Genomic DNA, 12,110 nt, shown 5'->3' with positions numbered 1-12,110 from the left:
GGTGTTTTGGAGACACGCGATGTCCAGTTTTAAGCACACGGTAGGCGGTGAAACCTACCGTTTCGACAGCTTGGCCGAGGTGATGGCCAAGGCCAGCCCGGCACGCTCCGGTGACTTTCTCGCCAGTGTGGCAGCGAGCAATGCCGGTGAGCGTGTCGCCGCGCAAATGGCCCTGGCCGATATCCCGCTCACGCATTTCCTCACTGAGGCGCTGATCCCCTACGAGGCGGATGAAGTCACCCGCCTGATTATCGACACCCATGACGCCGCCGCTTTTGCCCCGGTGAGCCACCTGACCGTGGGCGGCTTTCGCGACTGGCTGCTCAGTGAGCATGCCGACGAAACGGCCCTACGTGCCTTGGCCCCCGGCCTGACGCCGGAAATGGCCGCTGCCGTGTCCAAAATCATGCGCGTACAAGACCTGATTTTGGTCGCGCAAAAGGTCAGTGTGGTCACCCGCTTTCGCAACACCGTCGGCCTGCGCGGGCGCATGTCGACGCGCTTGCAGCCCAACCACCCGACCGATGAACCGGCCGGCATCGCCGCGAGCATTCTCGATGGCCTGCTCTACGGCAACGGCGACGCCATGATCGGCATCAACCCGGCTACCGACAGCACCAGCTCGATCTGCGAGATGCTGAAAATGCTCGACGGCATCATCCAGCGCTATGAAATCCCCACCCAGGCCTGTGTGCTGACCCACGTCACCACCTCGATCGAGGCGATCAACCGGGGCGTACCGCTGGACTTGGTGTTCCAGTCGATTGCCGGCACCGAGGCGGCCAACGCCAGCTTCGGCGTCAGTCTCAAGGTGCTGCAGGAAGGCTATGACGCTGGCCTGAGCCTCAAACGCGGCACCCTCGGCGACAACCTGATGTACTTCGAAACCGGCCAGGGCAGCGCACTATCAGCTGGCGCCCATCATGGCCTCGACCAGCAAACCTGCGAGACCCGCGCCTACGCCGTGGCCCGCCACTTCAAGCCGTTTCTGGTGAATACCGTGGTCGGCTTTATCGGCCCGGAGTACCTCTACAACGGTAAGCAGATTATTCGCGCCGGTTTGGAAGACCACTTCTGCGGCAAGTTGCTGGGCCTGCCGATGGGCTGCGACATCTGCTACACCAACCACGCCGAAGCCGATCAGGACGACATGGACGTGCTGCTGACCCTGCTCGGCGTGGCCGGCATCAACTTCATCATGGGCATCCCCGGCTCCGATGATGTGATGCTCAACTACCAGACCACTTCTTTCCACGATGCCCTGTATGCCCGGCAAAGCCTGGGCCTGAAACCGGCCCCGGAGTTTGCCGACTGGCTGCAACGCATGGGCATTCTCAGCCAGGTAGATGGCCGCCCGCGCTTGGGTAACAACCTGCCGCCGGCATTTCGCCAGGCGCTGGCGCAGTTGGGTTAATTAAGGAGCCGCCTATGTTTGATGACAGCCCAGTCAGCGGCGCCAGCGAAAATCCCTGGCAGCAGCTGCGTAACCTAACCCCCGCGCGTATCGCACTGGGTCGCGCCGGCACCAGCATGCCGACCGGCGCGCAACTGGATTTCCAGTTTGCCCACGCCCAAGCCCGCGATGCCGTGCACCTGCCGTTCGATCACGCCAGCCTGAGCGCCGCCCTGGCGCACCAGCAGCAATCCAGCCTGCTGCTGCACAGCGCCGCCAAAGACCGCGACACCTACCTGCAACGGCCTGATCTGGGCCGTCGCCTGAGCCATGAGTCGGCCGAACTGTTGAATCAGCACCGCGAGAACAATCCGGACGGCTACGACCTGGCCATCGTCATCGCCGACGGCCTCTCCGCCCTGGCCGTGCACCGTAACGCCCTGCCGATGCTGGAGCGCATTCAAGAACACGCCACCGCCGAAGGCTGGAGCCTGTCGCCCGTTGCGCTAGTGACGCAGGGCCGGGTGGCGGTGGCCGATGAAGTGGCCGAACTACTCGGCGCGCGCATGGTGGTGATCCTGATTGGCGAACGTCCAGGCCTGAGTTCACCAGACAGCCTGGGGCTGTACTTCACCTACGCGCCTAAGGTTGGCCTGACCGACGCCTACCGCAACTGCATCTCCAATGTGCGCCAGGAAGGTTTGACCTACGCAATGGCAAGCCATCGCCTGCTGTACCTGATGCGCGAAGCCTGCCGCCGTCAGCTGTCGGGAGTTAACTTGAAAGATGAAGCCGAAGTACCGCTGCTGGCAGGCTCCAGCACGCGCGAAAATTTCTTGTTGGGTTAGGCGCAGAGCGGTGGGCAGCATGCCTGGCCACGCGGAAGGGGCATTAGCCGCGATAGATTCAGCCTGGTTATCGCCCCTTGCGGCAAAAGCGCAGCGCCGCCAACGTGCCCGCACACAGCAGAGATTGCAAGGGCTTGCAGGCAAACAACTGTTTGGATTGCACTTTCAAAAAGCTTTAGGCAGCATCGGGAGCGTTCGCAGGCAGCGCTGCCGTGTTGCCGAAGCCATCCACACGACTGAAGTAGAGGCTCACCATGCGCATTGTCCAAGCGACCCTGGAGCATCTGGATCAACTGACACCGCTGTTTGTTAACTACCGCGAACACTTTGGCCAGCTGCCCTACCCTGATTCCTCACGTAAATTCCTGGAAAACCGCATCACGCGCAAAGAGTCAGTTATCTACCTGGCCATGGCCGATGACGACGACAAAATTCTCGGCTTCTGTCAGCTCTATTCGAGCTTTTCCTCGTTGTCACTCAAGCGTGTGTGGATTCTCAACGACATCTACGTCTGCCAGGATGCACGCCGCCAATTGGTCGCCGACCGCCTGATCCAGACCGCCAAGCAAATGGCCAAAGAAACCAACGCCGTGCGCTTGCGCGTTGCATCCAGCGTCAACAACGACGTTGCACACAAGCTCTACGAGTCCATCGGTTTTAAAGAAGACACCGAGTTCAAGAGCTTTGTCCTGCCCATCACCGAAGATTTCACCGCGCCGTAACCTGCCCAGCCAGCGACGCGCCGCGCGCTGCTGGCTCAGCCCCTCAGCCTTTTAGGCTAAGCCACACGCCCACCACGAGCTGTACCACCAGCACACCCAACGCCGCCAGTTGCCAGCTGTGCCGCGTGCGGCGCGTGGGTGCTGATTGATGCTGTAGCGGCTGACGCAGCGCCAGGGCAAATTCCGACAACGCCTCAAAGCGCGCCTCCGGCCTGGGCGCCAAAGCCCGCGCCAGCACACCATCCCACCCCATCGGTACACGCACCTTGAACTGCGCCAAGGGTACGTAACGGCTGGTGTGGTCCGCATCCGTCTGCGCGGCCTCAGGCCAGTGCCCGCAAATCATCCAGCAGGCCAGTGCGGCGAGGGCGAACTGATCGGCGCGGCCATCCACTGCTGCGCCTGCGCGCACCTCGGGAGCCAACGGCAGCGCCTGCGCGGGCAATGCCTGCTGCGGCACCCCCGGCAACAGCGCGGCATGTTCGGGCAGCAACAGCACTCGCCCGCTGTCATCGACCAGGATATTGCGCGGGTCCAGCCACAGCCCCTGCATCCCGCGGCGCTGCAGGCCGCGCACAGCGCTGATCAGCGGCTCAAGCACAGCCAGTACCGTCGCCGCGGCTAATCTCCCTTGACCAGTACGCCACTCAACCAGACTGCGCATGCCCGTACTGACGGGCTCGACTAGCAAGAACGCATGACGGCGCGGCTGATGCGATGAAAGCACCTGCGGCAAGCCCGCCACAGCGCAGCGCCTCAACACCCACTCGCGCTGCCAGAAAACCTCCTCCGCCTGCTCGGCTAACCACAATAGGGCTTCACGCCCACGTGGGTCAGTGGCGCGAAACACCCGCCCCGGCGACCCATAGGCGCAAGCCGAAAGCAGCGTCCAGCCGTCCAGCTGCATGCCGGGCTGGGCGTTGTTGACCAACGCCCAAGGCTCTCGTGCAATCTGCTCTGGGGCATGCTCAGCACTGCCGGGCACCATCAGTGCGGCCGCACCGGGGGCCTGTAACAGAGGCGTAAACAACGCCGTGAGCGCCTCGCCTGTGAGTAACGGGCTGGCCGCACACAAATCCTGCAGGTCAGCCACATCCAGCAGCGGCTGCGGCGCTAACAGCAACAGCTCGCCAGGGTGTAGGGTCAGGCGATGCTGCACCAGCGCCAACTCAGGCTGCGCACCTAACGGCATCCCCTCGCGGCCCGGCAAGCAGCACACCTTGCCCTGTTGAGAACGCCATAACCCGATAGCCCCCGCTTGGAGAAACTGCGCGTGCGCGTTGTGCAGCAACAACACTCCGGCGTTTATCTGAGCCTGGCCACCTCCGGCCTGGCGCTGGCGAAACAGCTGCTGGTTAAACGCCGCCAACACCTGTCGCGCCGCCTGCGCATCGCTCCAGCCAGCAGGCGTACAACTGCAATCGGCCAGCAGGCCAGCGAGATACCGCTCTAGCGCGCGCACCACATCAGGGCACTCACGCGCCCAAAGCAGCACAACCAACAGCGCTGGCGAGCGCCCTTCACGCCCTGGCAGCCAGGTCGCACCGGCTCGCGCGGCCTGCATCGACAGGTCAACACCACTGCCGCAGAGCAGTTTGATGGTGGGATGATCAAGATGCGCAATCGACATTGGCAGCCCTCCCAGGTCGCGGATAGGCATGCCATTGCAGCCTTTGTGCCGACTTGCCCGGCATGGCCTCGGCGCTTATGGTGGGCGCGTCTTACTACCTGAGCAGAGCCCATGTGGTCGCTACGCGCCTGGCGCCGCCAACGCATCCTTGCCCGTCATCCCGTGAGCCGTGCTCAGTGGGACGCCGTGCTGCAGCACCTGCCAATCCTCGATGGCCTGGATGCCGCCGAGCAGCAACGGCTGCGCGAACGCGCGGTGCTGTTCTTGCACCATAAACACCTCACTGCTCTGCCGGGCCTCGAACTGGATACTCACGCCCGCCTGCTGCTGGCGGTGCAGGCCGAATTGCCACTGCTGCACCTGGCCGACCTTAACTGGTACCAGGGTTTTCATGAAATCGTGCTTTACCCGGATGATTTCGTCAGCCCGCAACGCCACCGTGATGCCAGCGGCGTGGTGCACGAATGGGAGGGCGAGCACAGCGGCGAAGCCTGGTTGCAAGGCCCGGTCATCCTCGCCTGGCCAGGGGTGCAGGCCAGCGGCCAATGGGACGGCTACAACCTGGTGATCCACGAACTGGCGCACAAGCTGGATACGCTCAACGGCGACGCCAACGGCTTACCGCCACTGCACAGCAGCATGCAGGTTGAAGCGTGGGCCCAAGCCATGCAGCGCGCGTTCGACCAGCTCAACGCGGAACTGGATGCCAACCCCGAAAGTGAGACGGCGATTGATCCCTACGCGGCGGAAAACCCCGCAGAATTCTTTGCAGTCACCAGTGAATACTTCTTCAGCGCACCAGACCTGCTCGCAGAAACCTTCCCCGCGGTATACGTGCAGCTAGCGCTGTTCTACCGGCAGAACCCGTTGACGCGCCTGCAACAGTTTCAAGAGCGCAACTTGGCTGACAGGGTTGTGGCCAAAAACGGCGAACACGCGACCATTGGCTAAACAAGCCGGCGTAGCAACGCTTGGGGAATATGCCTATAATCGCGCCACTTTTTTGGCCCACCCCTCGGGAGTCGCCCCATGAGCTACAGCAAGATCCCAGCCGGTAAAGACCTGCCGAACGACATCTACGTCGCCATCGAGATCCCGGCTAACCACGCGCCGATCAAATACGAAATCGATCACGACATCGATTGCCTGATGGTCGACCGCTTCATGGCCACCCCGATGTTTTACCCAGCCAACTACGGTTTTATCCCGCACACCCTGGCTGACGACGGTGACCCCCTCGACGTGCTGGTTGTGACCCCCTACCCAGTGGCGCCAGGCTCGGTTATCCGCGCCCGCCCAGTTGGCGTGCTGCACATGAGCGACGAAGCCGGCGGCGACGCCAAGCTGGTTGCCGTACCGCACGACAAACTCACCGTGCTGTACAAAGATGTTCAGGAATACACCGACCTGCCACCGCTGCTGATCGAGCAGATCAAGCACTTCTTCGAGAACTACAAAGATCTCGAGAAAGGCAAATGGGTCAAGGTTGAAGGCTGGGGCGGCGCAGAAGAAGCCCGTGATCTCATTACTAAGGCAGTCGCGGCTTACCAAAAATAAGCCAAGACCGTCCCCTAAAAGCCGGCCACAAGCCGGCTTTTTTATTGCCTTTTATTCACGATTACCATCAGTTAACAGCGGCTGGGTGACGCTACAATCGCCCCGGACAATAAGTTTGTCGCCGCGCGTCGGCGGCAATGCTGATAAATCAAAGCGATTGATAGCCGCCTTGGCTATAGTGGGTTAAACCTCGCAGGAGTTTCTTTGCATGAGCGAAACAGCCAATGAGCGTCGGCGCTTTCACCGCATCGCTTTCGACGCCCCCACCGAGATTGTGCAAGGCGAGCGGCGCTGGGCGGTCGAACTGCATGACGTCTCGCTGAAGGGCCTGCTGGTCAAGTGCCCGAACAATTGGAATGGCGACCCCAACCAGCCATTTGAGGCCAACATCAAACTGGCCGATGACACCCGCGTGGTGATGGAGGTGGTGTTGACCCGCACTCAGGCGGACCTCCTCGGCTTTGTCTGCCGGCATATTGACCTCGACTCAATCAGCCATTTGCGGCGTTTGGTGGAGCTCAATCTGGGCGATGAAAGCCTGCTTGAACGTGAACTCGCCGCCCTCGGCGCAGACGAATAAATAAAAAGGAGGCCTGGCCTCCTTTTTCAATTCCCCTTCTGTTCAGTTACTCAAACAATGCATCCAACGCCTGTTCCAGACGCGTCACGGCGATGACCTGCAACCCAGGCGGCGGGTCTTTCGGTGCATTGCCCTTGGGCACGATGGCACGCTTAAAGCCGTGTTTGGCGGCCTCCTTCAAGCGTTCCTGGCCACTCGGCACCGGGCGGATTTCGCCGGACAGGCCGACCTCACCGAACACCAGTAAGTCATGCGGCAGCGGCTTGTTGCGCAGGCTGGAAATCACCGCTGCCATTAGCGCCAGGTCCGATGCGGTTTCCAGCACCTTGACCCCGCCCACCACGTTGAGAAATACGTCCTGGTCATAGGTCGGAATGCCGCCATGCCGGTGCAGCACGGCCAGGAGCATGGCCAGGCGGTTCTGGTCCAGCCCCAACGTCACGCGGCGCGGGTTGGCCATATGGCTGGTGTCCACCAACGCCTGCACCTCGACCAACATCGGCCGGGTCCCTTCCCAGGTGGCCATCACTACACTGCCAGGCACTTCTTCCTGAGCGCGAGTGAGAAAGATTGCCGAGGGGTTGGTGACTTCTTTCAGGCCCTTGTCGGTCATGCCGAACACGCCCAGCTCGTTGATCGCGCCGAAGCGGTTCTTCACCGCCCGTAGCAGACGCAAACGGCCGTCGGACTCGCCCTCGAAATACAGCACGGTGTCGACCATGTGCTCAAGCACGCGCGGCCCGGCCAGCGCGCCCTCCTTGGTCACATGCCCCACCAGAAAGATCGCCGTGCCGCTCTGCTTGGCGAAGCGCACCAGCAACGCTGCACTTTCGCGCACCTGAGACACCCCGCCAGGCGCCGAGGACAGTTGTTCGGTAAAAATGGTCTGGATCGAGTCGATCACCATCACCTTGGGCTTTTCCAGGCGCGCAGTGGCGATGATGCTTTCGATGCAGGTTTCGGTCATCACCTTGAGCTTGTCTTCCGGCAAACCCAGGCGCCGGGCACGCATGGCCACCTGCTGCTGAGATTCCTCACCCGTGACATACAGCGCAGGAAAGCGCGTGGCGATGTTGCACAAGGTTTGCAGCAGGATGGTTGACTTGCCGATGCCAGGGTCGCCACCGATCAGCACCACGGAGCCATCGACCAGACCGCCGCCGAGCACGCGATCCAGCTCGCCAGAAGCGGTGGAGAAACGCGGCACTTCCTCGACGCTGACCTCCGCCAGGGTTTTGATTTGCACCTGCTCGCCCGCCCAGCCAGAGCGCCCGCTGGGAGTGGCGGCATTGGCTTCAAGCAGGGTCTCAACCAGGGTGTTCCAGGCGCCACATTCGCCGCACTGGCCGGCCCATTTGGGGAAGGTTGCGCCGCACTCGGTGCAACCATACATGCGCTTGGCTTTGGCCATGCCGGACTCCTATGAACGCGGAGCCCGGATCATACGAAATAGCTGGATATATTTACAGCACTGCAGCGTCAGGATTTGCAGCCATTGCCACACCCGCAACATTGCCCAGCGGCACGTTTGAGACGGCGCGCCAGTTCGTCTTTGAGGCCAACACGCTCCTGCTTGAGAGATAGCAGAGCGTCGTCTGCCAGTAGCTCGTTACCGGCTTCGACCCGGCAGATGCGCTTGTCCAGCGTTTCATAGGTGTCAGCCATGCGGGCAAAGTCGGCGTCGCCAAGGCGCAGCTCATGCAGCGCGCCGCGCAGTTCAGGGAAATCTTTGATCAGCGGATGGTGTTCAACGTGCATGCTGGCACTCCTCGGGGATAGTCACTGCCTGCAGCCTATCCCTTGACCCGGGTGCATCACTTGACCCGGGTCAAGCCAGCAACGTTATGGAACCTTATGCAGAAATACGGCGAGTTCGTCCTTGAGGCTGACGCGCTGCATTTTCATGCCAAGCAACTGCAACTCATCTATCGCCACACGACCGCTTTCTGCCTCATAGATGCGCTTATCGAGCGCCTCATACTCCTCGGCCAGCCGCGCGAAATGCCCATTACTGGACAACAACGCATGCAACTGGGCTTTTAACTCGGGAAACTCGCGGTGCAGGGGGTGATGTTCCAGTGGCATAACGGCATCCTCATGGCGGGTTCGTGTTGAGACTAGCCCAGTCATGCCGGCTCTGCCGTGGCACCCTGAAATGAGGACTGAAAACCAACTTCTGCTATCTTATCCCTCAATTGCAGAACACTAGAGAACTGGTAATGGGTACAACAATCGGATGCGCGGCTTGCCGCGACGGCCAAGGCCTTGGCTTTCCTATCAGCATGGCCTTTCAACCCATCGTCAATATGAGCACGGGCACCGTCTTTGCCCACGAGGCCTTGGTGCGTGGCGCGGCGGGGGAATCTGCGGGCAGCCTGCTGAGCCAGCTCAACAAAGACAACCTCTACCCCTTTGATCAAATCTGCCGAATTACCGCCCTGGAATGGGCGGCCAAACTGCAGGTTCCGGCGATGGTCTCAATCAATTTTATGCCCAATGCGGTGTACAAACCGGAGACCTGCATTCGCGCCACACTGGAGGCGGCTCAGCGGTTTAACTTCCCGCTGGAGCGAATCATCTTCGAGGTCACCGAGCAGGAGCAGGTGCTGGATATCGACCACCTCACCAATATCCTGCGTGCTTACCGCAAACAGGGCTTTATGACGGCAATTGATGACTTCGGCGCAGGCTATGCCGGCCTCAACCTGCTGGCCGATTTCCAGCCCGACCTGATCAAACTGGACATGCACCTGATCCGTGATATCGACAAGGACAGCGTGCGCCAAATACTGGTCGAGACCACCTTGCAGATGTGCCGCAAGCTGAATATCCGGGTCATTGCCGAAGGCATCGAAAGCCTGGACGAATTGCGGGTGTTGCAGGCCATGGGCGTGGAGTTGTTTCAGGGGTATTTGCTGGCCAAGCCGGGCTTCCAATCACTGCCGGAAATCAACTACCCAGTCTGAGAAGTCGCTGGCAAGCGGCGTGCGCTGGATTACACTCAGCGCAGCCTCACTTACCAGGGAAAGCAGCATGAGCATAATCAGTGAATTCAAGGCCTTTGCAGTCAAAGGCAACGTGGTCGACATGGCCGTGGGCATTATTATCGGCGCGGCTTTCGGCAAGATTGTTTCGTCGTTTGTTGGTGATGTGATCATGCCGCCTATTGGCTTGTTGATCGGTGGGGTCGACTTCACTGACCTAGCCGTCACATTAAAGGCCGCTGAAGGTGAAATGCCGGCAGTGATGCTCAGTTACGGCAAATTCATCCAAACCGTACTGGATTTCATCATCGTGGCCTTCGCCATCTTTATGGGGGTAAAGGCCATCAACCGCCTCAAGCGCGAAGAAGCGGCCGCGCCAGAAGCGCCACCCGCCCCTAGCAAAGAGCAGGAATTGCTCAGTGAAATCCGCGACCTGCTCAAAGCGCAGCAACGCCAAGACTGAGCCCCCGCGCGGAGGGCCGCGTGCCCTCCCGTACACGATTTGTTGCAGCTTGCTCACTGGCCGTCCGCGCGTTTACGGCCGGTTCGTGTAAATTGACTTTCCCTTAGCTACTTCCTCCCGTCGATGACCCTCCTGATTGCGTTCGCAGTTCTGTCCATTCTTGTTTCATTCATCTGTTCCATTCTTGAAGCTGCGTTGCTGTCATTGACGCCCAGCTATATTGCCCAGCAAAAGGTAACCAAGCCCAAGCTCTACGAGCGTTTGAAAGGGCTAAAAGACAAGATTGACCAGCCACTGGCCGCGATCCTCACGCTGAACACCGTAGCCCACACCGTCGGTGCTACGGGCGTTGGTGCGCAAGTTACAGTGGTTTTTGGTGACGGCTATCTGGGTATCGCCTCGGCGGTGATGACCCTGCTGATCCTAGTGCTCTCGGAAATTCTGCCCAAGACCATCGGTGCGCGTTACTGGCCCACGTTGGCGCCCTACCTGCCGAGCCTGCTGGGCGGCATGATTGTGCTGCTCAAGCCGTTTATCGCCCTGTCAGACATGATCATGCGGTTATTCGGCGGCAAGGAACCCGAGCACGACATCCGCCAGGAGATCAAAGCCCTGACCCTGCTTGGCCGTGAAGTGGGCAAGCTGGATGAGGACGAGCAGCGGGTGATCAGCAATATCCTCGACCTGCACGAAATCAAGCTGCGCGACATCATGACGCCGCGGATTGTCTGCGAGTTCGCGGCGCCCGATGACACGGTCAGTGCGTTCAAGGCGCGCGTAAAAGAGAGCCAGTTCTCCCGCTACCCGGTGATTGGCGAGAATGAATCGCCCCTGGGTGTGGTGTTCCGCTATGACGCCCTGTCCGCCGAAGTCGACGATGCGCCGGTATCGAGCATCCTCAAGCCGCTTAAGGTTGTATCCGACAGCATGAGCGTCGAGCACCTGATGACGCAGATGATGCATGAGCGTCAGCACATGTGCCTGGTGTATGACGAGTTCGGCAGCTGGCGCGGCTTGGTCACCATGGAAGACATCGTGGAAACCATCATCGGCAAGCCAATCCTTGATGAAACCGACGACATTCCGAATATGCGCCGCTTTGCCAAGCGCCGCTGGGAACACCGGATTAAGGCCATCCGCGAGGAATAACCGCTACCAGTAGTTCTCGACAGCCACCTGCCCTGGCCGTCGGCTCAGGCTGAGCTGCAGGTCGCGCTGCTTGAGCAGCGCACGGGTGTCGTCGATCATCTGCGGGTTGCCGCAGATCATCAGCCGTGAATAGGCCGGGGCCAGGCTCAGCCCCGCCGCACGCTCCAATTCGCCACTGGCCAGCAAGGTAGTGATGCGCCCATGCAGGCAACCGGGCACCTGCTCACGGGTCACCAGGGGCAGGTAGACAAACCGCTCGGCGTACTCCTGCAGATGCTCCTGCTGCATCAAGCCTTCAATCAGCGGCTGATAAGCCAACTCGCTGGCCGTGCGCGCGCTGTACACCAACACCACCCGTTGAAAGCGCTGCCACACCTCCAGCCCCTGCAAAATCGACAGAAATGGCGCCAACCCCGTGCCGCTGGCTAATAGCCAGAGATCACGGCCATCGGCGAAACGGTCGAGGGTGAGAAAGCCCAAGGCTTTTTTCTCCACCAGCAGGCGGTCGCCAACCTGTAAGCGGTTCAGCTCGGAGGTGAACTCACCGTCCGGCACGACGATGGAGAAGAACTCCAGAAACTCATCATGCGGCGCCGAGGCCATCGAATAGGCGCGCCAAACGTGTGTACCGTCAGCCTTCTGCACGCCCAGGCGAGCAAACTGCCCGGCATTGAACCGAAACCCGGCATCACGGGTGCAACGCAGGCTGAACAGGCTGGGCGACCAGACATGAATAGCGGTGAGGGTTTGCTGGGTGTACTTGTCTTCGCTGACAGTCATACTT

The 12,110-nt window shown here is 60.6% G+C and carries 14 protein-coding genes; 9 read left to right on the top strand and 5 right to left on the bottom strand.

Annotation, left to right across the window (positions count from 1 at the left end):
- Positions 1-19 precede the first annotated feature (19 nt).
- The 3 genes from AC0J6G_RS00700 (at position 20) to AC0J6G_RS00690 (ending at position 2,963) form a co-directional block, all read left to right on the top strand.
- The gene (locus AC0J6G_RS00700; RefSeq protein ID WP_475250505.1) at positions 20-1,414 is read left to right on the top strand and encodes an ethanolamine ammonia-lyase subunit EutB; all 1,395 of its coding nucleotides are present in this window, start codon (positions 20-22) and stop codon (positions 1,412-1,414) included.
- Between the two features lie 14 nt (positions 1,415-1,428).
- On the top strand, positions 1,429-2,241 hold the full coding sequence (gene eutC, locus AC0J6G_RS00695) for an ethanolamine ammonia-lyase subunit EutC (protein WP_475250504.1): 813 nt from the start codon (positions 1,429-1,431) through the stop codon (positions 2,239-2,241).
- 254 nt (positions 2,242-2,495) lie between these two features.
- Positions 2,496-2,963, top strand: a complete 468-nt coding sequence (locus tag AC0J6G_RS00690; RefSeq protein WP_475250503.1) for a GNAT family N-acetyltransferase — start codon at positions 2,496-2,498, stop codon at positions 2,961-2,963.
- 43 nt (positions 2,964-3,006) lie between these two features.
- Here AC0J6G_RS00690 and AC0J6G_RS00685 read toward each other — a convergent pair whose 3' ends face one another.
- A complete protein-coding gene (locus AC0J6G_RS00685; RefSeq protein ID WP_475250502.1) occupies positions 3,007-4,593 on the bottom strand; it encodes a protein kinase family protein in 1,587 nt (528 codons plus the stop codon).
- 111 nt (positions 4,594-4,704) lie between these two features.
- Between AC0J6G_RS00685 and AC0J6G_RS00680 the strand changes: the two genes are divergently transcribed.
- The 3 genes from AC0J6G_RS00680 (at position 4,705) to AC0J6G_RS00670 (ending at position 6,730) form a co-directional block, all read left to right on the top strand.
- On the top strand, positions 4,705-5,544 hold the full coding sequence (locus tag AC0J6G_RS00680) for a M90 family metallopeptidase (RefSeq protein ID WP_475250501.1): 840 nt from the start codon (positions 4,705-4,707) through the stop codon (positions 5,542-5,544).
- A gap of 78 nt (positions 5,545-5,622) precedes the next feature.
- Positions 5,623-6,150, top strand: coding sequence for an inorganic diphosphatase (gene ppa, locus AC0J6G_RS00675; protein ID WP_475250500.1), 528 nt, complete (start codon positions 5,623-5,625; stop codon positions 6,148-6,150).
- A gap of 208 nt (positions 6,151-6,358) precedes the next feature.
- Entirely contained in the window at positions 6,359-6,730 is a 372-nt protein-coding gene (locus tag AC0J6G_RS00670) for a PilZ domain-containing protein (RefSeq protein ID WP_475250499.1), read from the top strand.
- Positions 6,731-6,776: 46 nt separating this feature from the next.
- Here the strand turns inward: AC0J6G_RS00670 and radA are convergent, their stop codons facing one another.
- From radA to AC0J6G_RS00655, 3 genes are all read right to left on the bottom strand, one after another.
- Positions 6,777-8,141: a DNA repair protein RadA gene (gene radA / locus AC0J6G_RS00665; RefSeq protein WP_275960642.1), complete on the bottom strand. Its 1,365-nt coding sequence runs from the start codon at positions 8,139-8,141 to the stop codon at positions 6,777-6,779.
- 68 nt (positions 8,142-8,209) lie between these two features.
- Positions 8,210-8,488, bottom strand: coding sequence for an HP1242/YdcH family protein (locus tag AC0J6G_RS00660; protein WP_475250498.1), 279 nt, complete (start codon positions 8,486-8,488; stop codon positions 8,210-8,212).
- An 84-nt stretch (positions 8,489-8,572) separates the two neighbouring features.
- Positions 8,573-8,815 (bottom strand): HP1242/YdcH family protein, encoded by a 243-nt coding sequence (locus AC0J6G_RS00655; protein WP_475250497.1) that lies wholly within the window; start codon positions 8,813-8,815, stop codon positions 8,573-8,575.
- 134 nt (positions 8,816-8,949) lie between these two features.
- Here AC0J6G_RS00655 and AC0J6G_RS00650 point away from each other — a divergent pair, with 134 nt between their 5' ends.
- The 3 genes from AC0J6G_RS00650 to AC0J6G_RS00640 all read left to right on the top strand — a co-directional run bounded on the left by AC0J6G_RS00650 (position 8,950) and on the right by AC0J6G_RS00640 (position 11,326).
- Positions 8,950-9,696: an EAL domain-containing protein gene (locus AC0J6G_RS00650; RefSeq protein WP_475250496.1), complete on the top strand. Its 747-nt coding sequence runs from the start codon at positions 8,950-8,952 to the stop codon at positions 9,694-9,696.
- A gap of 67 nt (positions 9,697-9,763) precedes the next feature.
- Positions 9,764-10,177 (top strand): large-conductance mechanosensitive channel protein MscL, encoded by a 414-nt coding sequence (gene mscL / locus AC0J6G_RS00645; protein ID WP_475250495.1) that lies wholly within the window; start codon positions 9,764-9,766, stop codon positions 10,175-10,177.
- Between the two features lie 123 nt (positions 10,178-10,300).
- The gene (locus AC0J6G_RS00640; RefSeq protein ID WP_475250494.1) at positions 10,301-11,326 is read left to right on the top strand and encodes a CNNM domain-containing protein; all 1,026 of its coding nucleotides are present in this window, start codon (positions 10,301-10,303) and stop codon (positions 11,324-11,326) included.
- A gap of 3 nt (positions 11,327-11,329) precedes the next feature.
- Here the strand turns inward: AC0J6G_RS00640 and AC0J6G_RS00635 are convergent, their stop codons facing one another.
- Positions 11,330-12,106 (bottom strand): ferredoxin--NADP reductase, encoded by a 777-nt coding sequence (locus AC0J6G_RS00635; protein ID WP_475250493.1) that lies wholly within the window; start codon positions 12,104-12,106, stop codon positions 11,330-11,332.
- Between the last annotated feature and the right edge of the window lie 4 nt (positions 12,107-12,110).

Source organism: Pseudomonas sp. TS_SC_3, from assembly GCF_056156225.1.
The sequence above is the reverse complement of the archived record's forward strand: the minus strand, read 5'-3'. Positions and strand labels throughout refer to the sequence as shown.

Coding starts and splice junctions, on each gene's coding strand:
- AC0J6G_RS00700 (WP_475250505.1), top strand. CDS start 20: ATGTCCAGTTTTAAGCACACGGTAGGCGGTGAAACCTACCGTTTCGAC.
- eutC (WP_475250504.1), top strand. CDS start 1,429: ATGTTTGATGACAGCCCAGTCAGCGGCGCCAGCGAAAATCCCTGGCAG.
- AC0J6G_RS00690 (WP_475250503.1), top strand. CDS start 2,496: ATGCGCATTGTCCAAGCGACCCTGGAGCATCTGGATCAACTGACACCG.
- AC0J6G_RS00685 (WP_475250502.1), bottom strand. CDS start 4,593: ATGTCGATTGCGCATCTTGATCATCCCACCATCAAACTGCTCTGCGGC.
- AC0J6G_RS00680 (WP_475250501.1), top strand. CDS start 4,705: ATGTGGTCGCTACGCGCCTGGCGCCGCCAACGCATCCTTGCCCGTCAT.
- ppa (WP_475250500.1), top strand. CDS start 5,623: ATGAGCTACAGCAAGATCCCAGCCGGTAAAGACCTGCCGAACGACATC.
- AC0J6G_RS00670 (WP_475250499.1), top strand. CDS start 6,359: ATGAGCGAAACAGCCAATGAGCGTCGGCGCTTTCACCGCATCGCTTTC.
- radA (WP_275960642.1), bottom strand. CDS start 8,141: ATGGCCAAAGCCAAGCGCATGTATGGTTGCACCGAGTGCGGCGCAACC.
- AC0J6G_RS00660 (WP_475250498.1), bottom strand. CDS start 8,488: ATGCACGTTGAACACCATCCGCTGATCAAAGATTTCCCTGAACTGCGC.
- AC0J6G_RS00655 (WP_475250497.1), bottom strand. CDS start 8,815: ATGCCACTGGAACATCACCCCCTGCACCGCGAGTTTCCCGAGTTAAAA.
- AC0J6G_RS00650 (WP_475250496.1), top strand. CDS start 8,950: ATGGGTACAACAATCGGATGCGCGGCTTGCCGCGACGGCCAAGGCCTT.
- mscL (WP_475250495.1), top strand. CDS start 9,764: ATGAGCATAATCAGTGAATTCAAGGCCTTTGCAGTCAAAGGCAACGTG.
- AC0J6G_RS00640 (WP_475250494.1), top strand. CDS start 10,301: ATGACCCTCCTGATTGCGTTCGCAGTTCTGTCCATTCTTGTTTCATTC.
- AC0J6G_RS00635 (WP_475250493.1), bottom strand. CDS start 12,106: ATGACTGTCAGCGAAGACAAGTACACCCAGCAAACCCTCACCGCTATT.